We start from the raw sequence: 22,698 nt of genomic DNA, 5'->3' as shown, positions 1-22,698 counted from the left end.
CGTGAACCAACGTGCACGCTGCGGACCAGCGAGCGCGCTGCGAAACCGACGAGCACCGAGAATTCCCCAGACCGACGGGTCAGCGCTCGACCTGCAGGCTGTGGCAGACCCAGCTGAGCCGGTTCGGTCCGTCGAAGGGCGGCCGGTCGTGGTAGGTCCCGTCCGCCACCGACAGGTTGACGATCAGGTAGGCGTGCCAACCGGTCCCCACGCCGTGCAGGTCCGCGTAGACCAGCTCGTCCTCGACGTACCAGTCCAGCGAGTGCGCGCCGAGCACCACCCGCAGGTCGAAGGTCGCCCCCGGCTCGATCCCGACGCCGCCGCCGTGCCAGTAGCGGAAGCCGCCCCGGACGTGGTTGGAGATCTCCAACAGGTCCGGGTTGTCCGGGTGGTACTCGAACACGTCGACCTCGTTGCCGCCGTCCCGCCAGGTCCAGATCGCCGGCCAGGCGCCCAGCTCGACGGGCAGCGTGACCTGCGCGGACAGCACGTCCCCGGTACGGACCTGGAAGCCCTGCGGACTGCCCTCGGTGGTCAGCAGATTGCAGGTCCACAGCCCGCCGGTGGGCCGCCGGACAGCGGCGAACACCCCACCGGGACAGTACTGGCGGCTCAGGTAGTCGAGCTTGTGGTCGCTCCGATTGGTCGGCCCCATCTGGGGGTAGGCGCTGCTGCGCCCGGCAATCCACTGCCTGGTCGAAGTGAAGTCCGCGTCGAACACGACTGCCACGGCAGCCTCCCCAATGCTCCGGCACCCCGACAGTCCGAACCGTCGGGCACACAGAGTGAGTTACCCGATACGTTACGCAGTATGCGAAGCGGACCGTCTGGGTCCGAAGCAGGCTCGGGATACGTCCGGAGCAGGCTCGGGATACGTCCGCCGAATTCGAAGCGGCAGCCGGACGGGCGGCCCGGATCAGCCGACCGACGCGGTGGCACCCCCGGCCCGGAGCCGGTCGGTCACCGAGACCACCCCGTCCACCGAGCGGCACAGGTTCAGCACGACCGGCACCAGGTGCGCTTCGGGCACGGTGCCGCTGAGCACCACTCGACCCTGGTCGACCTCCACCCCGATCTCCGCCGGGCTCACTCCGTCGATCCGGCCGAGCACCTCCTCGACGATCTCCCGCCGGATCACCCGGTCCTCGCGCAGGAAGACCCGCAACAGGTCACCGCGGCTCACCATGCCGATGACCCGCCCCTCCTCGTCCAGCACCGGCAGCCGCTTCAGCCCGTGCCGGCTCATCAGCCGGGCCGCCGCGACCACGCTGGTGTCGGGCGTGGTGCAGACCGGCTGCGCCGTCATCAGGTGGGCCGCCGTGATCTCGCCGCCCTGCCCGGCCTTCGCCGATTCGGGCGCGGGCAGCAGACCGCCCGGGTCCTCCTGCGCGGCCAGGGTGCGCAGGAGGTCGGCCTCCGAGACCACGCCGAGCGGCCGCCCCTCCGGATCGACCACCGGCACGCCGGTGATGTCGTAGTCGGTCAGCAGCGCGACGATCTCCCGGAAACCGGTCTCGGGCGCGACCCGGACCACGGGGCTGGTCATCACGGATTCGACGGTGGCATGCCGCACGCCGGTTCACCTCGTCCAACGGTGTTGGTCGGACCGGGCGCGGATCGTCCCGGCCGGTACCCGCAGCATCGCCCCGAACGGCGCAGATCGCCAGGGGCCAAGGGGCTGAGCGGGTAGGACCAATGGCCCTGACCTGCGAACACGGAGCCGACGAGCCGGAGCGAGCCGTCCTGGGGCGCGCCGGGGCCACGGACGGCGCAACCATCACGTGATCGACTCGTTGGACCATCCACCACGACGGCACGCACGGCCCCGGGAGGGCCCGTTGGCAGAACGGACGGTGGGCGAGACGGTCGCGGCGGCCGCAGAGCTCCCGGCCGGGCCGACGCCGGAGCCTTCCGCGTTCGACCCGTGCGCCGCGCGGACCTGGCCGCCCTACAGGCCCGGGCGCGGGCGGGCTGCGCCGTGCCGGACGGCAGCCCGGGCGTGAAGCAGTTGAACCTGCGGGCCGTCGCGGTGCAGCCGCTGCCCCACAACGCGGGCCCGGCCGCCTGGTTCCGCCTGCGCTCCGACCGCTGGACCGGCGAGGGCAGCGCGGCCACCGCCGTGCTGCTGCGGGCCCCGGGGCCCGCAGCGCACCGGGCGGCGGTCCGGGCCGGGCGTGCAGCCGGCTCGAGCGGGACACCGTGGTCTGAACGTGGTGGCACTCCCCGCAACCGACGGAGTACCTGCTCGCGGTGGGCAGTCGCCGGGTCACCCGGATCACCGTCGAGGGCCCGGACCGGTCGGCCGACCGCCCCGCCCCGACCGCGCCCTGACCCTCCAACGCCCCGCCCGGGCGGCCGTCCAGGTCGAGGCGCTCCTCGACAACGGCGGCCGGATCAGCCCGCCGCACCGACCCGGTCGGCCAACGCCTGCCCGTAGTCCGGAAGTTCGATGCTCGACACCTGCTTGCCCAGCTCCAGCATCTTGTCCAGCGCCCACCGCCGGTTCAGCACGGCGTTGCGCAGCCGCAGCCCGGTCGCGGTGCGCGGCGCCAGGAACGGACCGGTCCGGTCCCCGCCCTTCTGGCAGCCCTGGGCGTAGTCGCGCAGCAGCCGCTCGTACCGGGCGAAGGCGGCACGGTGGTCGCCGCGGGCCAGGGCCAGCTCCCCCGCCAGGACGTACGCGGCCACCACGGCCGTCCCGGTGCCCATGCCGCCGATGGCGGCGCCGCAGGCGGCGTCGCCGAGCAGGGCGGTCCGGCCGGTGGACCAGGTCCGGACGTCGGCGCGGCTGATCGAGTCGAAGTACAGCTCGGGCGCGGCGTCCAGGCTCGCCAGCAGCTGCGGCACCCGCCAGCCGAGGCCCGCGAAAGCGTCCCGGATCAACGCCTTCTGCTGCTCCGGGTCGTGGCGGTCATAGCGCAGCTCGGGCGAGGCGAACAGGCAGAAGGCCCCGGCCCGGGCGGGGTCGCGATGGTCGGCCCCGACGGACATCAGCCGACCCGGCGCGTTGAGGCCCACCCCACCGGCCGGCAGGCCGCCGTCGTTCGGCAGCTGCCAGGTGGCCGCGTAGTAGCCGAGGTGGCGGACGAACCGCTGCTCGGGGCCGAAGGCGAGCCGCCGGACGTTGGAGTGCAGCCCGTCGGCGCCGATCACCAGGTCGAACTCACGGGGTGCGCCGTGCCGGAAGGCGACCCGGACGCCGTGCGCGGTCTCCGCCAGGTCGGTGATCGAGTCGCCGAAGAGGTACTCGGCGCGGGCGCTGCTGTGGCGGTGGAGAAGCTGGGCCAGTTCACCGCGCGGGACCTCCAGCTCGCCGCCGGCGAATTCGGCGGGCAGGTGCAGCAGTTGCCGTCCGTCCTGGTTCACGAAGGTGATCGGGCTGCCGCCGGTGTCGAGCGCGCGCAGTTCCTCCAGGACGCCCATCCGTTCCAGCACGGTCAGGTGGGTGCGGCCCCGGAAGTCGACGTTCTGGCCGCCGCCGCGCAGCGCCGGGGCGAGTTCGACCACCGTCGCCTCGAAGCCGTACCGGCTCAGCCAGTGGGCCAGCGCCGGACCGGCGATGCTCGCGCCCGAGATCAGCACCTTGGTGCGACGGGAATCGCGCGGGGAACCACTCCAGGCGCCGTGCGCAAAGCCGCTCATGGGAACCACTCCGTCCGAGGGTCGACGTTCGGGAGTCGAGCGTCGAGAGCCGAGTAACTGTGTCTCGCGGACACTGTTCATTGCTGTGTACGGTAGACGCAGTTGGCGCGGACAGGCAACCCCCAGGACGGGAGCGGACGATGGGCGAGGCGGCGAACGACACGGTGCGGCTGCTCTGGGGCCCGCCGGCCAAGCCGACCCGGGGGCCGAAGCCGACCCTCAGCCTGGAGCGGATCGCCGCCGCCGGCGTCGAGGTGGCGGACGCGGAGGGGCTCGGCGCGGTCTCCATGCAGAAGGTGGCCGCACTGCTCGACTTCACCAAGATGTCGCTCTACCGCTACGTCCCCGGCAAGACCGAACTCATCGCCCTGATGGTCGAGTCAGCCGTCGACGAGCCGCCGGCGCCCGCCGAGGGCGCCCACTGGCGGGGGCAACTCACCGCCTGGGCCCACCACTTGGCCGCATCCTTCACCCGGCACCCGTGGCTGCTGGACGCCACCGTCGGCCCCCGGGTGCCGGGCCCGAAGGAACTCGCCTGGCTGGAGCGGGTGGTGGCCGCCCTCGACGGCTACGGGCTGACCGGCGCCGAGCGGATGGACTCCGCCGTGCTGCTCGCCGGACACGTGCGCGGTATCGCCGAACAGGCCCGCGCGGTCGGCCCGAACGGCTCCCCCGAGGCCGAACTCCTCGCCGCCCTCGGCACCGTGGTGCACCGGCACGCCGACCGCTACCCCGCCCTCGCCGCCGCCATGGCCGAGCCGGGCGGGCACGACCAGGCCCTGGACTTCGGCCTGGACCGCATCCTGGACGGCCTGGCGGCCCTGATCGACCGCCGGACGGAGCCCCGACCGCCGCGATAACCCCTCGATCGGCACCCCCTGGGACGGCTAGCATCCCGCCCCATGGCGATGTTCGTACACCTGACCGCCGCGGCGAACGCGCCGCGCATCCGCCGCGCCGGTATCCGGGCCGACAGCCGGGGCCAGGGCGGTGTGCGCGGGGTGTACTGCTTCCCGGTGCTGCCCTCGTACACGCTCACCCACCAGTGGCTGCGCGAGCTGGCCCGGTTCGGCCCGAAGGGGTCGCTGGTCGCGGTGCACGTCCGGCTGGACGACACCCAGCAGGTGTCGGTCGGGCACTACCGGGACCGCGCCAAGGAGGCCCAGAAGTGGCTCTCGGCCGCCGAGGCGGTCGCGAGGGTCGGCGCGCTCACGGATCCGCGCGGCTGGGAGGTGGTCGTACCGCGCGCCCTCGGCGCCCGCGAGGTGCACCGGATCCGCGCCGTGCCGCAGGTCGCGGGCTGGCGCTACCTCCCGAACGCCCCCGGCACCCGCCCCTGCACCTGCGCGGGCTGCCGCCTGCGCGGCGGCTACGGCGACCGGCGCATGCGCGAACGCCACCCGCACCCACTGGACGGCCCGCCGCCGCCCGTCCCCGTCCTGCTCGCCCGGATCGAGGCGGCCGGCGACGCGGGCGATCCGGCCGAGCTGCGCGCCGCCCTGCACTGGTTCGGCCTGCGCCGCCGGGGCCCGGTGGACCTCCTCGCCCGGCTGGCCGACCACCCGGACCCGGGCGTGCGCAAGGAGCTGGTCTGGGCCGTCTGCGGCTGGTCCACCCCGGGTGTCGCCGAGCTGCTGGACGGCCTCGCCGAGGACCCGCACCAGGAGGTCCGCGAGGCCGTCGCGGCGGTCCGGGAGCCCTGAGGCCCCGCGAACCGCTGCGACCGGCCGCTGTCGGAAGCCGTCAGGAGACGCGCTTCAACTGCCAGGAGTTGTTGTTGAAGCTCGGTACGGAGGAGTACTGGCAGCCGGAGCTGTAGAAGCTGCTGACGATCGTCCAGCCGGCCGGCGGCCAGGTGGACGCGCAGGCGTTGACCACGGTGCCGACCGGGTAGCCGGTGAGCTGCATGATCTTCTTGGTGTTCGGGTTGAACCCGGAGCCGCAGCCGGCACTGTTCCACCACTGGACGTCCACATAGCCGCCCGGGGTCAGCGAGGAGGAGCAGACGGTGCTGGTGTCGCCGGGCGCCGCCTGGGCGGTGCCCATGGTCAGGGTCAGCGCGGCGGCGGTACAGCCGAGGGTGAGGACGGCGGCACGAAGTCGGGTCACTGGAGCGGCTCCTCTCGGGTGGCGCGGCGTGTCCGCGCCAGGGCCCATTCCTACCGGTACGAATAACCCGCCGAACAGTGCGTTTCCGGCCCCACCGGCGGCGGGTTCTCGCCCTTGTCCGACCAGGACCGGTCAGCGCCGGTGGCCGTCACCTCCGGTGCCCCGCCGACATGCCCGTTCGGCCGAACCGGGTGATCATGGGACGAACCGCGTCTTCGGCGATTCGGCACGCCGGTGCCCTCCGGCGCGCCGGGAAGGTGGACCGCGATGTTCCAGCTCCTGTGGATTCTGCTCATCGGCTTCGTGCTGGGCGTGCTCGCCAAGCTGATCCTGCGCGGACCGCAGTCGATCCCCTGGTGGCTGACCATGCTGCTCGGCGCCGCCGGGGCCTGGCTCGGCAACGCCGTCTCCGGCTGGATCGGCGTCCGCCACACCGCAGGCATCGACTGGATCCGCCACTTCCTCCAACTCGGCTTCGCCGTCACCCTGGTGGCCTTCGTCGCACCCGCCTGGACCAAGTCCCGCCCACCCCGCTGACCCGGCGTACGGCCGGATCGACAGGACGCTCACCCTGGCCTCCCCGCAGGGCCCGGTCGCCGAGTTCCTGCTGCACATACGCGACGACCGGGCGTCGTTCCGCTGGTCGGACGAGCCCTTCGGCGACGAGGACTGAACCGTCTCAGCCCACGTGCACCGCGGGCCGCCGGGTGCGGTCCGGCTCGGCCTCGCGGAGCACCTCGCGGGTGACCGGCGCGATCTCGCCCTGCCCGAACAGGAAAAACCGCAGGAACTGGGCGAAGGGGTTGCCCTCGGTCCACTCGAAATAGATGTGCGGCTGCTGCCCGGTCAGGTCGCGCACCTGCAGCAGCAGCGCGGCCAGGGCGTTGGGCACGCTGGAGCTCTCCAGCGACAGCACGCGGTAGCGGTCGTGCAGCACCTCGCCGCGCACGGTCAGTGCGGCCTCGAAGTCGGACGGGTCGAGCACGGTGACCTCGACGAAGACCAGGTCGTCCTCGGCCGGGATGTCGTTGTCCTTGCGGATCTGGCGGAGCTTGTCGCGGTATTCGGCGAGGTCCCGGCTGTTCGGCTCGTTGGCGATCAGCCGCAACGGGCGGTGCATGTAGTCCCGCACGAACCGTTCCGCCACGTCGTCCAGCTCCACGTGGGTGACGCGCAGCTCGAAGGCACGCTTCAGCCGGGACAGGAAGGAGACCAGCACGATGCCCGCGATGAAGCAGCCACCGATCTTGACGCCGTCCGGCCGCTCGGCGATGTTCGCGGCCGTGGTGTAGAGGAACACCGCGGCGATCACCGCGAAACCGGCCCGCCAGCGGCGTTGCCCGATCTTGTGGGCGGCGATGGTCACCGCGATGGCGGCCGAGCTGATCAGCACCAGCACACCGGTCGCGTACGCGCCGCCCTGGGCGTCCACGTTGGCGTCGAAGAGCCAGGTGACCAGGAAGGCGATCAACGTGAGGACGATCACCAGCGGCCGCACCGCGCGCGCCCAGTGCGGGGCCATGCCGTAGCGCGGCAGGTAGCGGGGCATCAGGTTGAGCATGCCCGCCATCGCGGAGGCGCCGGCGAACCAGAGGATCGCGATGGTGGACACGTCGTAGACGGTGCCGAAGAAACTGCCCAGGTACTTGTGGGCGAGGTAGGCCAGCGCGCGACCATTGGCCTGCCCACCGGCTTTGAAGGCGTCGGGGGGGATCAGCACGGTGGTGATGAAACTCGTCGCGATCAGGAAGATGCTCATGATCACGGCAGCGGTGGTGAGCAGCTTGCGGGCGCCACGGATCCGGCCGGTCGGGCTCTGCTCGGTGTCCTCCGGGTCGCCCTTGATGTGCGGCATCACGGCGACTCCGGTCTCGAAACCGGAGAGGCCGAGTGCGAGCTTGGGGAAGACCGTCAGCGCCACGCCGATCATCGCGATCGCGTTGCCGTGCTCGGCGGTCAGCGCGTCCGACCACGCGGTGACCACGTGCGGCGACTTCAGGACGTGCCACAGACCGTTGACCACCACGACCACGTTGAGCACCAGGTAGACGGCCACCAGCACGACGGCGACCCCGATCGCCTCCCCGAAGCCGCGGAGGAACACCGCGCCGAGCAGGGCCACCAGCACCAGCGTGACCAGCATCTGCCTCCCGCCGAGCACGCTGCTCACGTGCGGGTTCTCCACCAGGTGCGCGGCACCGTCGGCAGCCGACAGGGTGATGGTGATCATGAAGTCGGTGGCCGCGAAGCCGAGCAGGGTCAGGACGAAGAGCTTTCCCTGCCAGAACGACAGCAGCCGTTCCAGCATCGCGATCGAGCCCTCCCCGTGCGGGCTCTCCCGGGCCACCCGCCGGTAGACGGGGAGGGCCCCGAGCAGGGTGACGACCACCAGCACCACGGTCGCCACCGGAGAGAGCAGGCCTGCGGCCAGGGCCGCGATGCCCGGCTGGTAGCCGAGGGTCGAGAAATAGTCCACACCGGTCAGGCACATGACCCGCCACCAGCTCTGGCCCTCGTGCTCCGGTGCCTGGGCGTGCGGGCCGGGGTGCTGCTTGGCCATGTCCGACAGGCCTTCCAGCATCCACGCCCGGAATCTCGCGCCCCGCGTCACAGGAGCCATTCCCGGTTCGGCCGAACCCGACGAAACCACGTACACCCCTGTCCACGACTTCGGCCGGCCGCGCGCGGCTCCGGGCCCCCTGCTGGCCGCCGGACGGCGGGCCTGGTCAGGCTAGGTGACCGGATCGCGGCCGACCGGGAACCGCGCGCCAACACGCCAGGGTCCGTCCGTCCGGCCCTCCCGGGTGGCGGCCGCCGTCCGGCCGTGATCGCGGCTCCGGCGCGGCGGTCGGCATGAACCGGCCGAAACGGGTGAGGATGACCGCGTGCATTGACACACGAGGTTGACGGCGACCCCCCGGCCGCGGGGTGCAGCGACGGACGACAGGGAGGCCGTGGTGGCGGAACCGAGCCGGCGGGGGATTCTGGGCCTGGGCCTGATGGCGGCCACCGTCGCCTCCTGCGGGACCCACCACCCGGACGCGGCCCCGAACCCCTCCCCCGACGCCCAGGGCACCCCGGGCGGGGCCGACCCCACCGCCGCCCAGCACGTCGGCCTGAAGAGCGAGCAGTCCCAGCCCGGCAACCCCGACTGGGAGATCACCGACGCCGGCCCGGCGGACGCCGTCGAGGGCTTCGCCGACCGGGTCAGCGTGCTGCCCGGGGAGTCCTTCGGCCTGCACGTCTCCACCCCGGCCGCCACCTTCACCGTCTCCGCCTACCGGATGGGCTGGTACGACGGCGCCCGCGCCCGCCTGGTCTGGCGCCGCGAGCACGTCCCGGGCAGCAAGCAGGCCGCGCCGCACGTGGACCAGGCCACCCGCACCGTGCTGACCGGCTGGCAGCGCACCCTCACCGTGGACACCACCGGCTGGCCCGAGGGCGCCTACCTGCTGCGCCTGGACGTCGAGGGCGGCCCCGGCCGCCGCTACGTCCCGCTCACCGTCCGCTCGGCGAGCACCGCCGGGAAGACCGTGGTCATGAGCGCCCCGGCGACCTGGCAGGCCTACAACGAGTGGGGCGGCTACAGCCTCTACAACGGCCCGACCGGCACCCTGGCCACCCGCTCGCTGCGGGTGGTCTTCGACCGGCCGTACGACTACGACCACGGCGCCGGGCTGTTCCTGGTCTACGAGGCGCCGCTGGTCGCGCTCGCCGAGCGGCTCGGGCTGCCGCTCGCCTACACCACCGGGATCGACGTGGCCCGCGACCCGGGGCTGCTGCACGGCGCCGCCGCCGTCCTCTCGCTCGGCCACGACGAGTACTGGTCCCCCGAGCAGCGGGCCAACGTGGTCGCGGCCCGCGACGCCGGGACCAACCTGGCGATCCTCGGCGCCAACTGCTGCTTCCGCCGGGTCCGCTTCGAGCCCACCGACCTCGGCCCGGACCGCACGGTGGTCTGCTACAAGGACGCCTGGGAGCAGGACCCGGGCCACCAGGCCGGCGCCCCGGCGACCACCGACTTCCGGGTCGGCCCGGGCGCCGACCCGGAGAGCTCGATGCTCGGCGTGATCTACGACGGCTACCCGGTGGACGCCCCGTACGTCGTCACCTCGCCGGGGCACTGGGCCTTCGAGGGGACGGGCGTCGCGGCTGGGGCGTCCTTCCCGCACCTGGTCGGCGTCGAGTACGACCGGGTGGACACCGGCTTCCCCACCCCGCGCCCGATCGAGGTCATCGCCCACTCCCCCGTGGTCTGCGAGGGCCGCCACTCCCACTCCGACACCGCGTACTACACCGTGCCGAGCGGCGCCGGGGTCTTCGCGAGCGGGACGATGCGCTGGGTGGAGACGCTGGACGCGCGCGGCCCCGGCGGCGGCAAGGCCGACCACGGCATCGACTCGCACGCCGGGGACGTGGTCCGCAAGGCCACCGAGAACGTCCTGCGCGCCTTCGCCGCCGGACCGGCCGGCCGCACCCACCCCGCCCAGGACAACCTCGCCGCCGTCTACGGCACGGCGTAGCGGGCCGGGCGGGCCGGCCGGTGGGTCCGGTTCAGCTCGCCGTGATCGGCGGGACGAAGGTCTCCGGCGGGCCGAAGTCCGAGTAGACGCCCTTGACCACGGTCAGCTTGCCGTTCACCGTCATCGACTGCTCGCCCCGCACCGGGCGGCCGAGCCGGTCGATCCACAGCTGGTAGTCGAGCCCGTCCACGCCGTTGGACGCCATCCGATCGGCGTTCGAAGGGTCCGCGCGGCGCACCTGCTCCACCGACAGGCGCGCGGCCAGGTGGAACACCGGGACGCCGCCCTCGGACTCCATGCCCTTGCGGGCGGAGGGGCCGGCGGCCAGCAGCACCTTGGCGTACGTGCCGTAGTGGTTGCTGTCGGCGCCGTCGTCCCCGGTGGACGGGGCCTTCTTCCAGGGCGTGCCCTTCGCCTTGTCGCGCATGTACGTGGTGCCGTCCACGGTCAGCGACTCCGTCGAGTTCAGGGTCAGGAACCCGCCGACGGTGGTCGTCCCCTCCACATGGCTGCCGAGGGTCGGGGTGTTGACGTTGACCCGGCCGCTCATGTTCATGAGCACCCGCTCGTCCCCCTCGCCCGCCGTGGTCGTCATCTTCAGGCTCGCGGCGTACGGCGCCGGATCGGCGTGCGCCACCGCCACCTCCGGGTCGAACGCCCCCGCGGCGTCCGCGGGTGCCCCGACGGCGGGGCTCGCGGCGGGGTGCGCCGAACCCTCCGGGCCGCAGCCCGCGACGGCCGTGAGCGCGAGGGCCATGGCGGTGACGGGCAGCGCGGTGAGGGGCAGGGCGGTACGACGAATCGTCAAAGGAATGCTCCGGGTCGGCCGTTCGAGACGATCCGGAAGCCTGCCACAGCGACCAATCACAGTCGAACTGGTTTCCGTACCCCGGTGGGGCGGCCCCGGCCGGACGCCCCGGGCGGGAGGAGGCCGTCGGCCCGGCTAGACTCACACGGTCTAACAGCAGCGAAGGTCGTCAGTAGCGAAGGTCGTCCAGGACAACCGACCGGTACGGCACGGGTGCCCGCCGGCGAGGGCACAAGGGAAACAGAACATGGTCGAGGCCTCCCCCAAGGTCGTTGTCGTCGTCCCCACGTACAACGAGCGGGAGAACCTTCCGGTCCTCGCCGGGCTCCTCGCGGAACTCCCGCTGGAGAACCTGCACCTACTGGTGGTCGACGACAACTCCCCCGACGGCACCGGCGAGATCGCCGACAAGCTCGCCGCCGACTCCGGCGGCACCGTCGGCGTCCTGCACCGCACCGAGAAGAACGGCCTCGGCCGCGCCTACCTGGCCGGCATCGCCCGCGCCCTGGACGAGGGCGCCGACGTCGTGGTCCAGATGGACGCCGACCTCTCCCACCCCGCCTCCGCGATACCCGCGATGGTGCGGGCCCTGCTCACCGACGACACCGCCGTGGTGCTCGGCTCCCGCTACGTGCCCGGCGGCTCGACCGCCGCCGAGTGGCCCTGGCACCGCAAGGCACTCTCCGCCTGGGCCAACTTCTACGTCAACGCGATCCTCGGCCTGGGCGTGCGGGACGCCACCGCCGGCTTCAAGGCCTGGCGGGCCACCACCCTGCGGGCCATCGACCTGCCGACCGTGCAGAGCAACGGCTACTCGTTCCAGGTCGAGATGAACTACCGGGTCGTCCAGCGCGGGCTGACCATCCGCGAGGTGCCGATCCGCTTCGAGGAGCGGATCGAGGGCGCCTCGAAGATGAGCATCGGGGTGCAGGTCGAGTCCGCGCTCGCGCCCTGGAAGCTGCGCTTCAACCGCGAGAACGGACCCGGCGAGCTCGACTGACGCCGATGGGCCGAACGCAACGACCGGCGCCTCCGGCGCGGTCATCCGGGTAGTAGGACGGCCGGGTGGCGGTGTGAGCGGCGGCCGCGGGGAAAGAAGGCCGTCATGGCCCTTCTCCCGGAGTCCTTCACGACCCTGGTCCGCCGTGGCGCCCGAGAGCCCTTCGTCGTCCAGACCGTGCGGGCCACCGTGGCCGCCACCCTCGCCTACGCGGTGGCCACCCGGCTCAGCAGTGAGCCCGCGCCGCTGACGGCGCCGCTGACCGCGCTGCTGGTGGTCCAGGTCACCGTCTACTCGACGCTCAAGACCAGCATCCGCCGGGTCAACTCGGTGGTGGTCGGGGTGCTGATCGCGATCGGCTTCAGCGCCGTGGTCGGGCTCTCCTGGTGGAGCCTCGGGCTGATCATCCTGGCCTCCCTGGTCATCGGCCGGTTCGTCCGGGTCGAGGAGTTCGTCCAGGAGGTCGCGATCAGCGCGATGCTGATCCTGGGCGTCACCAAGCTGGCCTCGCAGGCCTGGGACCGGGTGCTGGAGACGCTGATCGGCGCGGCCGTCGGCCTGCTGTTCAACCTGCTCTTCGCCCCGCCGGTCTGGGTGGACACCGCCGGGGAGTCGATCGAGGACCTCGCCCGGCGGGCCCGGAAGCTGCTGCTGGACATCGCGGAGGAGCTGGGCCGCCCTACCCCGGTGGCCCGGGCCGCCGAGCGGCTGCACGAGGCCCGCCGGCTCGACCAGGCGATCGTCGAGGTGGACGCGGCGCTGCGCCAGGCCGAGGACAGCCTGCGGTTCAACCCCCGGATCAGCGAGGGGCTGCTCTCCCGGCTGGTGCTGCGCACCGGGCTGGACACGCTGGAGATCTGCGTGGTGGTGATCCGGGTGCTGGCCCGCTCGCTGACCGACCTGGCCAAGCGGCGCGGGCCCGGCGAGCGGCTCTTCCCGCCGGAGGTCGCGGTCGGGCTGGAGGAGCTGCTGGCGCACGTCGGCGGGGCGATGGTCAGCTTCGCGGTGCTGGTCACCACCCAGGTGAGCCGCAACGCCGAGGAGGCCGAGGAGCGGCTGACCGCCGAACTGGCGGCGGCCTGGGCCTCCCGGGAGAACGTCGCCCAGGTGCTGCTGCGCAGGGTCCAGGAGCACCCGGAGGCCTGGCAGCTGCACGGCTCGATGCTGGCCGAGGTGGACCGGATCCTGGACGAACTGGACCTGGAGCACCGCAGTCGGCGGCTGATGGAGGAGCTCGACCGGGCTTCGGTGGCGAACCGCGAGCGGTTCTCCCGGTTCGCCGGGCTGCGCCGCTACATCCGGGGCGAGCGGGGACCCGGCCGTCGGACGTCCGCCCAGGCGGAGCGCCCGGCGGCGGAGGCCGGGCGCTGATCCTGCCGCGGGCCCGGGAGATCAGGACGTCAGGGCATCAGCCAGGGCTGCTGCGGCAGCGGGTGCCCGGTCTCCAGGTAGGTCTTGAGGTTGGACAGCACCGCCGACCAGCCCTGTTCGGCGTTCGCCCGCTCGGTCTCGTCGGCGAGGTTCTCGTGGGTGACGGTGAGGCGGCTGAGGTCCTGCCAGTGCTGGATGTCGAAGCTGACCCGGGAGGGCCCGCCCGGGCGCCGCTCCTCCGGCCCGGCCCAGGTGGTCACCAGCCGGTGCGGGCGCTCGGCGACCTCGACGACGCCGATCACGTCGGCGATGCCGGAGTCGTCGGCGCGCTGGTGCTCCCAGGGCGCGCCGGGCAGCCAGGTGGAGACGTTGCGGTGGCCCCAGTAGAGGCCGGACTCGTCTGCGTTGGTGAGCGCGTGCCAGACCCGCTCGGGGGTGGCACGCAGGTAGACGGTGGCGCGGTGGGTGTGGGCGGTCACGGCCTCAGCCCCTGGCCGCGTCGAGCAGCGGCTGGATCTCGATCTTCCGCATCCGCAGCATGGCGGCCATCACGCGGTCGGCCTTGGCCCGGTCCGGGTCGGCGATCAGGTCGCGCAGGACGCGCGGCGTGATCTGCCAGGAGAGGCCGTAGCGGTCCTTGAGCCAGCCGCACGGGCCCTCCTGGCCGCCGTCGGCGGTGAGCTTGGCCCAGAGTTCGTCGATCTCCTGCTGGTCCTCGCACTCCGCCTGGAGTGAGATCGCCTCGGTGAACGTGAACTCGGGGCCGCCGTTGAGGGCCGTGTACTCCCGGCCGGCGAGTTCGAAGTCGACGGTCATCACCGAGCCGGCCTCTCCGGGGCCGGCCTCGCCGTAGCGGGTGACCTCGGTGATTCCGGAGTCGGGGAACAGCGAGGTGTAGAAGACGGCGGCCGTTTCGGCCTGGTCGTCGAACCAGAGGAAGGTGGTGATTTTCTGCATGCGCCCGACGGTAGCGGCGGGCTCTGCCACGGCGGCCGAGCCACGGCCGGGGGTCACCGGATCGGCGCCCCCGGCCGGGCCGGCCGCGGGTCAGTGCACCCAGCCCGCGTAGCGCTGCGTGAAGCGCTGGCCGGTGTGGGCGGTGACGACGACGTCGTAGCGGCCCTGCTTGTCCAGCGGCCAGGGCAGGTTGACCTGCTTGCCGGGCTTGACCCACACGGTCTGCGCGGTGCCCGCGAAGTCGTTGGGCGCGGCGGTGAAGGCCACGTCGGTCATGCCGTCGTTGGCCACCTGGAGGGTGAGCTTCAGGTCGCCGTGCAGGTCGGCGGTGACGATCGGCACGCCGATGTCGTTCTGCCCGTCCTGACCGTCCCGGACCACCGTGCCGGCGAAGCGGCGCACGAAGCCGTCCGGGCCGTGCACGGTGAAGTCGTAGCGGCCGTCGGTGGCGGCCGCGTCCCAGACGTACGTCGCGCTGGCACCGGGGGCGACGGTGTACGGGGTGCCCGCGAACGGGAGCAGGATGTTCGGGTAGACGGTGTACGGGAAGGCCACCGAACCGTCGTTGCCCATCACGCAGCTGACCTTGCCGGTCTTGCGGTCCACCGACACGTCGGCCCACGGCTGGTACGGCAGCGGGCGGTGCGGGCGCTCGCCGCGCTCCTGGACGGGCATCGACTGGGCGCCGATCGCCGGGAGGGCGACGCCGGGCAGCTTGGCGCCCGCGTCCGCCTTGGCCATCAGGGCGTTGGTGTCCGGCAGCTGGGGGAGCGAGTCGTCGGGGGCGGCGAAGTCGAAGCAGCTGGTGAGGTCGCCGCAGACGGCCCGGCGCCAGGCCGAGATGTTGGGCTCGGCCACGCCGGTGACCAGCTCCATGAAGCGCAGCACCGAGGTGTGGTCGAAGACCTGGGAGTTGACCCAGCCGCCGCGCGACCAGGGCGAGACCACCCAGAGCGGGACCCGGTTGCCGAGGCCGATGGCGCGCCCGTGGGTGAACTCCTCGGGGGTGCCGGGCTCGGGGGTGGGCGGGACCATGTGGTCGAAGTAGCCGTCGTTCTCGTCGTACATGACCAGGAAGACGGTGTGTCGCCAGACGTCGGGGTTGGACATCAGCGACTGCAGCGCCTGGTTGACCCAGTGCGCGCCGTACGCCGGGCCGGCCTCCGGGTGCTCGGAGAACAGGTAGGGCGCGACCAGCCAGGAGATGGTCGGCAGGGTGCCGTCCTTGCAGTGGCGGTCGAAGTCGGTGGGGTCGAACTTGGTCATCGCGTTGATGTAACGCGGGTCGTCGTGCGGGAAGTTGTGGAACTGCTTGAAGTAGGAGAGGGCGTTGTCGTCGTAGTCGCCGGTGCGGTCGTCCTTGCTGGGGTTGTGGTAGACGCGCCAGCTGACGCCGGCCGCCTGCAGGCGCTCGGCGTAGGTGGTCCAGTCGGCGACGGGGTTGTCGGTGACCGGGGTGTTGTCGATCCAGGGGCCGGTGGTGCCGTCGCGGCCGGGCCCGGCGGTGCCGGTCCACAGGTACAGCCGGTTGGGGTCGGTGGGGCCGGCCAGCGAGGTGAAGTAGGCGTCGCAGATGGTGAACGCGTCGGCCAGGGCGTACTGGTAGGGGATGTCGTCCCGGGTGAAGTAGCCCATGGTGCGCTCGCCCTTGGCGGCGATCCACTTGTTCATCGCGCCGTTGTTGATGGCCTGGTGACCGGTCGCCCAGTCGTGGGCGAGACCGCCGGCGTTCTGAGCGTTGTACTTGGCGGTGTCCATCCGGTAGGGCAGCATCGCCCCGCCGTCGCTGCGACGGCCGTCGGGCTGGCGGAACACGTCGGTGCCGTCCGGGAATTGGAGCGCCTGCTTGTCGCCGAAGCCGCGGACGCCGTTCAGCGTGCCGAAGTAGTGGTCGAAGCTGCGGTTCTCCTGCATCAGGACGACGACGTGCTTGACGTCCTTGACGGTGCCGGTGAGAGCGCTGTCGGTCTCGGCAGCGGGGGCGGCCTGGGCCTGGGTGGCGGACAGGCCGGTCAGGGCGGTGGCACCGACGGCCGCGGTGGCGCCGACGAAGGTGCGGCGGGAGAGTTCGGGCATCACGAACTGGCCTCTCAGAGCTGGAAGGTGGCGACGGCGGCGGCGGTGTCGGAGGGCCACTCGTTGGCGGCGGAGTTCGGCTCGGGCTGCGGCCAGTCGGCGACCAGGGTGTGCGCCTCGATCAGCTTCAGCGGCCCGGCGTACTGGACGTAGTCGATGCGGTCCTGCGGCTCGGGCCGGTCGCCGCGCCGCTTTCGGGTGGGCGACCAGGTGGAGCCCGGGACCTTGGCCGGGTCGCGGTTCTCCTCGCGGAAGCTGTCGGTCAGCCCGGCGGCCTGCAGGGCCGCGGTGACCGGCCAGTCGAGCGCGCCGACACCGTTGTGGGCGGCGGCGGTGGCGGCCGTCCAGTCCAGGTGGGAGGGCGAGGAGAGCGCGCCGGCCAGCACCACCGGGAGGTGCCGGGCCAGGTCCGCCCGCACGGCCTCGGCCAGCGCCTTGGCCTGCTTGAAGCGCAGCGAGGCGTTCTCGGCGGCGGTCACCTGGGCGGCGCTGCCGCCGTCCTGCACGGCGTACGGGCCGTAGCCGGCCTCGTCGAGGTGCGCGGCCCAGAAGCGGACGCCGCGGCCGCCGGGCAGCTGCACGGTGGCGGCGACGGCGGGCAGCTCGGCGGTGGCCGGAGTGAGGTCGATGAGCGGGTGGCGGCTGAGGATGCCGACGCTGCCCGGGCTCTGGTGGGCGTACCAGCCGAGCGCGTCGGCCAGTGCCTTGGCCCGCTCGCCGGCGGTCTCCTGCAGGGCGAGCACGTCCAGGCCCTGGGCCAGGACGACGCGCAGCTGCTTCTCCAGCGCGTCGGTGTAGGCGGCGCCGGCGTTGTGCAGGTTCCAGCTGGCGGCCTTGAGCCGGGGCGGGGCGGCCGGGTCCGCGACCGGGACCAGGACGGTGAGGGTGTCGGTGGCGCCGGTGCTGTCCTTGACGCCGACCACGACCAGCTCGGGGTTCCGGCCCGGGGTGGCGGGGGCGGTGCCGGTGAGGGTGCCGTCGGCGGCGACCGAGGCCCAGGCCGCGCCGCCGAGCTTGCGGTAGGCGGCGGAGCCGGGGGCGTTGCCGGTCGGGCGGGACCAGAGGCCGCCGAGCTTGATCCGCACGGCCGCGCCCGGGGCGACGGGGGTGGCGGTGAAGGAGTCGACGGCGGCGTGCGGTCGGACCACGGCGGGCTTGGGGAGGAAGCTGAACGGGGCGGTCTGGGCGAGGACGCCGTAGCCGTCCTTGGCGAGCAGGTAGGCGGTGTACGGGCCGCCCGTCAGCGCGGAGGTGTCGAGCTGGAGGTCGCCGGAGGTTCCGGGGGTGTACTTCCACAGCAGCGAGGCGCCGTTGCCGGGCTGGCGGCTGCCGTCGTAGATGCCGACCCAGTTCTTGGCGTCGGGGGCGTCGGTGGTCCAGTGGAAGCTGAGCCGGTCGCCTTCGGCGGGGCTGCTGGATGAGGTCAGGGTCAGGGCGCTGCCTGCGGCCACGGTTGTCCTGTCCGCCGCCAACGGGTCCGGTCCGCCGGGGGACGGTGCCGGGGCCGCGCGCGGCTGGTCACGGAGGTTGGGAGGGAGAACGCCCACAGTTGGCTGTACAACTACGGGCGGCCCTCATTCACCCGAAGACCAGCGACCGGCGCGTGAACGACACGTGACCGAGCGTCGGGCGGTCGGGGAACTCCGTGGCGGAACCGTCATCGCGACATGCGGAAGGGCCGCGACGGACGATCCGTCACGGCCCTCCTGGACTGTCGGCCGCACCCGCCGGGTCGGGCCGGCGGTTCAGGCCAGGGCGAGGAACAGCTTCTCCAGCTCGGCCTCGCTCATCGGCGCGGCCTCCTCGTCGGCGGCGGCCATGCACTGGCGCATCCCGCTCGCGACGATCTTGAACCCCGCCCGGTCAAGGGCGCGCGAGACGGCGGCGAGCTGGGTGACCACGTCCTTGCAGTCCCGACCCGCCTCGATCATCGCGATCACCCCGGCCAACTGACCCTGGGCGCGACGCAGTCGGTTCAGGACCGCGCCAACCGCCTCCTCGTCCACCTGCATGTCCGGGCCGCCTTTCACATCGACTGTCGATTGACAAGTGTACCCGGTGGGGTATTCATTCCCGGGCGGCCCGGAAGTCCGCCGACGGACTCGGCGATGAGCTCAGCGCCGGGCCAGGCGGCGCTCGCCTCCGGCGCCGGTAGCGTACGACAGCTCGTAGTAGGCGAACACCCCGGGTTCGTCGGTGGCCGGCAGGATGTCGTCGGTGCCGATCGCGGGGGCCTGCCGGACCTTGTTCCGCGGGTACGCCACACGCAGATAGCCCGGCCCGGCCACCGCGCCCTCCAACGGGACGAAGGCCAGACGGCGCCTGCCCATCATGCCGACCACGACGGTGGCGAAGAACGGCTCGTCGGTGGACGTCTCGACGTAGACCGACTCCAGCGTGCCGACGCGGCGGCCCTTCTCGTCGACCACGGCGTGGCCGCGCCACTCGCGGATGTCTGCCATAGCGATCCCCACGGCCTCGGACCTCCCGTGTCGCGGCTGCCGCCGGCTGCACAGCCCGGAGCTTCCATCCTGCGCCGGGACGGGCCCCGCGGCACGACGAAAGGGACCTGCGAGGGCGACCCGACCACCCGGGGGCAAGGCGCTGAAGGGGCCGGCCCGAGCGCGAAGCGGCGGTAGCGGATCCGGGCCCGGTGCAGGACCGGGGTGTCCGGGCCATCCGCAGCGAGGCCGGTGCAGGTGACGACCGGGCCGTCGAAGAGTCCCGGGCCGGCGCTCGCGACCTTCTCCCAGGCGTGGTCCATCGCGGCGCGGTCGGCCGGCGGGAGGGGCGGCGGCGGGGTCTCGACCAGGCGGAGCCGGTCGGGCTCCAGGAGGCGAACGGCGGCGGGCCGGGGCTCGGTCATGACGCCATGGCGGCAGTCCGTACGGTGGATGGCGGTCGATCGGGATTGGCGCGATCGGACGACAAGCCCACGAATCATTCGGCGGGAACGGCCAGTTGGCGTCCGAATTCGGCGGGTCGTCGGCGAAACGGAAATCCGGGGGGATCCGCCGCTCCGGGTACGCACCTGGGGGGCGCACCCGGAGCGGGCGTGCCCGAAGCTCAGAGGCCGGTCTGGATCTCGACGCGGTGGCGGATGTATTCGTCGGGGTGCGACTGGGCGATCGCAATGGCCGTCTCCACCAGGGCGTGCAGCTCGGCCGGGTAGGCGCGCGGCACCAGCGGGAGACCGGGGAGGATGCAGCGGCGGACGTCGATGTCATCGTTGGCGACGAACTCCCGCAGCGCGGCCTCGTTCCAGCTGTCCCGGACGATCGCGCCCTCGTCGGCGGTCGCGTTGCGGCCGCTGCCGACCGACAGGGCCGTCCAGTACCAGGCGCGGGCGGCGCCGGCGCGCTCCGGGTCGGTGCCGGTCTGCAGGTAGCCGAGCAGGGCCAGGCGGACCCGGCGCTGGCCGAAGGCGATCATGGCGGGCTCGACGAAGCGGCGGTTGAAACTCGGGTTGGGGTCGTGGACCGCGGCCTCCATCAGCGCCTCGAAGTACTCCTCGGGCAGCTCGGACCGCCCGGCGAGCGCCTTGTGGACCTCCCACCGGGCCGCACCCGGGTAGTCCGCACCCGGCGCGACCTCGACCCCGAGCAGGAGGAGCAGCCGCGCGAGCCGCAGCTCGAACGCCCGCGATCCGCCCTCCGTGCGTCCGGGCAACGGCTGGAGAATCCGCACCTCGCCTGCCGTGTCCTTGGTTTCCACGAACGTCCTCCTCATTCTGAGTCATCGGCAGACTACTCGCCGATACACCAGTTCGGAGGTCGTTTTCGGCCAGGTGAGATCTTGAACTGCTTCTCCGATTCATGTTTTGACGACAGCTCAGCAATCGAGTGCCGCACAGCTGCGGCCGGTCGGCACGCAGGGTGAGCGGCCGTCAGGACGGACGGCCGGGCGGGACCAGGCCGGACTGGTAGGCGATCGCGACGAGTTGGGCCCGGTCACGCGCGTCGAGCTTGGACATCGCCCGGTGCACATGGGTACGGACGGTGAACGGGCTGACGAACATCCGCTCGGCGATCTCCTCGTTGGTGAGCCCGGTGGCGGCCATGGACATCACCTCGCGCTCGCGGGCGGTCAGCACGGCGAGGCGCTCGGCGGGCGCGACGGCGGCCGGATCGGGCTGGGCGAGGAACTGGTCGATCACCGCCCGGGTCGCCGCAGGCGAGAGCAGGGCGTCGCCGGCCGCGACCGTGCGCACGGCGGCGAGCAGTTCCTTCGGGTCGGCGCCCTTGCCGAGGAAGCCCCCGGCGCCCGCGCGCAGCGCCTGGGCCACGTACTCGTCGATCTCGAAGGTGGTGAGGATGAGCACCCGGGTGCCGGACAGCTCCTCGTCGCCGCAGATCTCGGCGGTGGCGCCGAGGCCGTCGACGCCGGGCATCCGGATGTCCATCAGGACGATGTCGGGCTTGGTCGCCCGGGCGAGTTCCACCGCCTCCCGGCCGTCGGCGGCCTCGCCGACCACCTCCATGTCCTCCTCCGCGTCGATCAGCACCCGGAAGGCGCCGCGCAGCAGGGCCTGGTCGTCGGCGAGCAGCACGCGGATGGTCATGTGCGGTCGTTGTCCTTTCGGATGGCGCGATCTTGTCGGACGGAACGGTCGGGGCGGGCGGCGCGGTCAGGGCGGGTGAAGCGGTCGGGCAGCACCAGGCAGTCCCGTCGGACGGCGGGGGCGGGTCGGGCCGGCTCGCCGGGGCGGTCCGGCTCCTCGGGCCGGGCGGCGCCGCCGGGCCGGGCGGTGTCCTCCGCCTGTACGGCGCCGTCGTCCCGGGCGCCGGTGCGCAGCGGCAGCTCGGCGAGGACCAGGAAGCCGCCGTCGGGCCGCCGGTCCGCGGTGAGCCGGCCGCCGACCGCGCCGGCCCGCTCGCGCATGCCGATCAAGCCGAAGCCGCTCTCACCGGGGGCCGGCTGGGGCAGCAGGGCGGTACGGGGGCGCCCGATGGCGGGCGGGCGGCCGTTGACGACGCTGACGGCGACCCGGCTGCCGCTGTAGGAGAGGGTGACCTCGGCGTCGGCGCCGTGGGCGTGCTTGGCGACGTTGGTCAGCGACTCCTGGAGGATCCGGAAGGCGGTGAGGTCGACGCCGGGCGACAGCGGCCGGGCCTCGCCCTCGACGGCGAGCCGCACCGACAGGCCGGCCCGCTCGAAGGTGTTGATCAGCTCGGGCAGGCGGTCCAGACCGGGGGTGGGTTCCAGCGGGGCCGGCTCCTCGGCTCGGCGCAGCAGTCCGACGGTGGCGCGCAGCTCCTGGAGGGCGGAGCCGGTGGAGTCGGTGATGTGGCTGAGCACCTCGCGGGCCTGGACCGGGTGGGTGTCCATGAGGTGGACGGCGATGCCGGCCTGGGCGTTGGCGAGGGCGATGTGGTGGGCGACGACGTCGTGCAGGTCGCGGGCGATCCGGATCCGCTCGTCGGCGACCCGCCGACGGGCCTCCTCCTCGCGGGTGCGTTCGGCGCGTTCGGCGCGCTGCTCGATCTCGGCGAGCTGGGCGCGGCGGTTGCGGATGGAGTCGCCGAGAGCGCCGGGCAGCAGGGCCCAGGCGAGCACGCTGATCCGCTCGCCGATCGGGCCGCCCGGGCCGGCCAGCAGGGACATCCCGAGGAGCAGGACGGCGGTGACGATCGAGGCGCGCAGGGCGGTGGAGCGGTCGGTGTGGACGGCGAGGAAGTAGAGGGCGAGCAGCAGGGGGGTGGCCAGCATCGGGGTGAGCCGGGGGCTGGTCGGAGTCAGCAGCATGGTGCAGAGCAGCGTGACGACGACCACCGCGCGCGGGTGGCGGCGGTGGAGGAACACGGCGGCGGCTGCGATCAGCGCCAGGACGCCGGTGGCCGGGCCGACCGGGATGAAGCGGCCGCTGGTCTGGTCGACCATGGCGCCGAGGGCGGTGATCGCGATCATGGCCGCGCCGCCGACGGCGTCGAGCAGCCGGGGGTGGTCGCGGCGCAGGCGCTGCCAGGTGTCGCTCATGGTCGTGCTCTCCGGGTCGGGGTCCCCTGGCCGCACCCTCGCAGGGTTCTGCCAGTTCGTGCCGCGCCGCACCCCGGGTGGGGTGCGGCGCGCCGGGTCGGGGGGCGCCCCGCGGGCGGCGCCCCCCCAGCCACGGGAAAGGTTTGGGGGGGGAACCGGGGGCCCCCCCCCCCCCCCCCGCCCGGGGGGGGGGGGGGGGGCGCGGGCGGGGGCGGGGGGGGGCGGGCGGGGCCGGG

The 22,698-nt window shown here is 73.1% G+C and carries 21 protein-coding genes; 6 read left to right on the top strand and 15 right to left on the bottom strand.

Annotated features, from left to right (window positions below):
- Nucleotides 1–79: 79 nt before the first annotated feature.
- The 3 genes from ABZW30_RS33145 to ABZW30_RS33135 form a co-directional block, all read right to left on the bottom strand.
- Nucleotides 80–730, bottom strand: a complete 651-nt coding sequence (locus ABZW30_RS33145) for a beta-glucanase (RefSeq protein ID WP_355674928.1) — start codon at nucleotides 728–730, stop codon at nucleotides 80–82.
- A gap of 186 nt (nucleotides 731–916) precedes the next feature.
- Nucleotides 917–1,546 carry a CBS domain-containing protein gene (locus ABZW30_RS33140; protein WP_355674983.1) on the bottom strand — a complete coding sequence of 210 codons (630 nt, stop codon included), beginning with the start codon at nucleotides 1,544–1,546 and terminating at the stop codon, nucleotides 917–919.
- Nucleotides 1,547–2,394: 848 nt separating this feature from the next.
- On the bottom strand, nucleotides 2,395–3,642 hold the full coding sequence (locus tag ABZW30_RS33135) for an FAD-dependent monooxygenase (protein ID WP_355674927.1): 1,248 nt from the start codon (nucleotides 3,640–3,642) through the stop codon (nucleotides 2,395–2,397).
- Between the two features lie 140 nt (nucleotides 3,643–3,782).
- On the opposite strand from ABZW30_RS33135, the gene ABZW30_RS33130 reads away from it, so the two are divergent.
- Nucleotides 3,783–4,502: a TetR/AcrR family transcriptional regulator C-terminal domain-containing protein gene (locus ABZW30_RS33130; protein WP_355674926.1), complete on the top strand. Its 720-nt coding sequence runs from the start codon at nucleotides 3,783–3,785 to the stop codon at nucleotides 4,500–4,502.
- A 42-nt stretch (nucleotides 4,503–4,544) separates the two neighbouring features.
- A complete protein-coding gene (locus ABZW30_RS33125; protein WP_355674925.1) occupies nucleotides 4,545–5,345 on the top strand; it encodes a HEAT repeat domain-containing protein in 801 nt (266 codons plus the stop codon).
- 40 nt (nucleotides 5,346–5,385) lie between these two features.
- Here ABZW30_RS33125 and ABZW30_RS33120 read toward each other — a convergent pair whose 3' ends face one another.
- Nucleotides 5,386–5,751: a hypothetical protein gene (locus ABZW30_RS33120; RefSeq protein WP_355674924.1), complete on the bottom strand. Its 366-nt coding sequence runs from the start codon at nucleotides 5,749–5,751 to the stop codon at nucleotides 5,386–5,388.
- A 267-nt stretch (nucleotides 5,752–6,018) separates the two neighbouring features.
- Between ABZW30_RS33120 and ABZW30_RS33115 the strand changes: the two genes are divergently transcribed.
- Nucleotides 6,019–6,288 carry a GlsB/YeaQ/YmgE family stress response membrane protein gene (locus ABZW30_RS33115; RefSeq protein WP_355674923.1) on the top strand — a complete coding sequence of 90 codons (270 nt, stop codon included), beginning with the start codon at nucleotides 6,019–6,021 and terminating at the stop codon, nucleotides 6,286–6,288.
- Between the two features lie 142 nt (nucleotides 6,289–6,430).
- Here ABZW30_RS33115 and ABZW30_RS33110 read toward each other — a convergent pair whose 3' ends face one another.
- A complete protein-coding gene (locus tag ABZW30_RS33110; RefSeq protein ID WP_355674922.1) occupies nucleotides 6,431–8,371 on the bottom strand; it encodes an amino acid transporter in 1,941 nt (646 codons plus the stop codon).
- A 337-nt stretch (nucleotides 8,372–8,708) separates the two neighbouring features.
- On the opposite strand from ABZW30_RS33110, the gene ABZW30_RS33105 reads away from it, so the two are divergent.
- A complete protein-coding gene (locus tag ABZW30_RS33105; protein ID WP_355674921.1) occupies nucleotides 8,709–10,274 on the top strand; it encodes a N,N-dimethylformamidase beta subunit family domain-containing protein in 1,566 nt (521 codons plus the stop codon).
- Nucleotides 10,275–10,305: 31 nt separating this feature from the next.
- On the opposite strand, the gene ABZW30_RS33100 is transcribed toward ABZW30_RS33105, so the two are convergent.
- The gene (locus ABZW30_RS33100) at nucleotides 10,306–11,082 is read right to left on the bottom strand and encodes a hypothetical protein (RefSeq protein ID WP_355674920.1); all 777 of its coding nucleotides are present in this window, start codon (nucleotides 11,080–11,082) and stop codon (nucleotides 10,306–10,308) included.
- A gap of 247 nt (nucleotides 11,083–11,329) precedes the next feature.
- On the opposite strand from ABZW30_RS33100, the gene ABZW30_RS33095 reads away from it, so the two are divergent.
- Entirely contained in the window at nucleotides 11,330–12,082 is a 753-nt protein-coding gene (locus ABZW30_RS33095; protein WP_355674919.1) for a polyprenol monophosphomannose synthase, read from the top strand.
- 105 nt (nucleotides 12,083–12,187) lie between these two features.
- Complete coding sequence (locus ABZW30_RS33090; RefSeq protein WP_355674918.1) at nucleotides 12,188–13,453, top strand: aromatic acid exporter family protein; 1,266 nt, start codon at nucleotides 12,188–12,190, stop codon at nucleotides 13,451–13,453.
- 29 nt (nucleotides 13,454–13,482) lie between these two features.
- Here the strand turns inward: ABZW30_RS33090 and ABZW30_RS33085 are convergent, their stop codons facing one another.
- The 9 genes from ABZW30_RS33085 to ABZW30_RS33045 form a co-directional block, all read right to left on the bottom strand.
- Nucleotides 13,483–13,932, bottom strand: a complete 450-nt coding sequence (locus ABZW30_RS33085) for an SRPBCC family protein (protein WP_355674917.1) — start codon at nucleotides 13,930–13,932, stop codon at nucleotides 13,483–13,485.
- Between the two features lie 4 nt (nucleotides 13,933–13,936).
- On the bottom strand, nucleotides 13,937–14,410 hold the full coding sequence (locus ABZW30_RS33080; protein WP_355674916.1) for a VOC family protein: 474 nt from the start codon (nucleotides 14,408–14,410) through the stop codon (nucleotides 13,937–13,939).
- Between the two features lie 90 nt (nucleotides 14,411–14,500).
- Complete coding sequence (locus tag ABZW30_RS33075; RefSeq protein ID WP_355674915.1) at nucleotides 14,501–16,486, bottom strand: phosphocholine-specific phospholipase C; 1,986 nt, start codon at nucleotides 16,484–16,486, stop codon at nucleotides 14,501–14,503.
- A 14-nt stretch (nucleotides 16,487–16,500) separates the two neighbouring features.
- Nucleotides 16,501–17,937 (bottom strand): endonuclease/exonuclease/phosphatase family protein, encoded by a 1,437-nt coding sequence (locus tag ABZW30_RS33070; RefSeq protein ID WP_355674914.1) that lies wholly within the window; start codon nucleotides 17,935–17,937, stop codon nucleotides 16,501–16,503.
- A 294-nt stretch (nucleotides 17,938–18,231) separates the two neighbouring features.
- Entirely contained in the window at nucleotides 18,232–18,498 is a 267-nt protein-coding gene (locus ABZW30_RS33065) for a metal-sensitive transcriptional regulator (RefSeq protein ID WP_355674913.1), read from the bottom strand.
- A 102-nt stretch (nucleotides 18,499–18,600) separates the two neighbouring features.
- A complete protein-coding gene (locus ABZW30_RS33060; protein WP_355674912.1) occupies nucleotides 18,601–18,948 on the bottom strand; it encodes a PRC-barrel domain-containing protein in 348 nt (115 codons plus the stop codon).
- Between the two features lie 604 nt (nucleotides 18,949–19,552).
- Nucleotides 19,553–20,200, bottom strand: a complete 648-nt coding sequence (locus ABZW30_RS33055) for a hypothetical protein (RefSeq protein WP_355674911.1) — start codon at nucleotides 20,198–20,200, stop codon at nucleotides 19,553–19,555.
- Between the two features lie 172 nt (nucleotides 20,201–20,372).
- Complete coding sequence (locus tag ABZW30_RS33050) at nucleotides 20,373–21,047, bottom strand: response regulator transcription factor (RefSeq protein WP_355674910.1); 675 nt, start codon at nucleotides 21,045–21,047, stop codon at nucleotides 20,373–20,375.
- Nucleotides 21,044–22,462: a sensor histidine kinase gene (locus tag ABZW30_RS33045; protein ID WP_355674909.1), complete on the bottom strand. Its 1,419-nt coding sequence runs from the start codon at nucleotides 22,460–22,462 to the stop codon at nucleotides 21,044–21,046. The genes ABZW30_RS33050 and ABZW30_RS33045 overlap by 4 nt, the downstream gene beginning before the upstream one ends.
- Nucleotides 22,463–22,698 lie beyond the last annotated feature (236 nt).

This window comes from Kitasatospora sp. NPDC004669 (genome assembly GCF_040609455.1).
Taxonomy (GTDB): domain Bacteria; phylum Actinomycetota; class Actinomycetes; order Streptomycetales; family Streptomycetaceae; genus Kitasatospora.
Note: the sequence above shows the minus strand (reverse complement) of the source record. Positions and strands in the feature narration are given on the sequence as shown.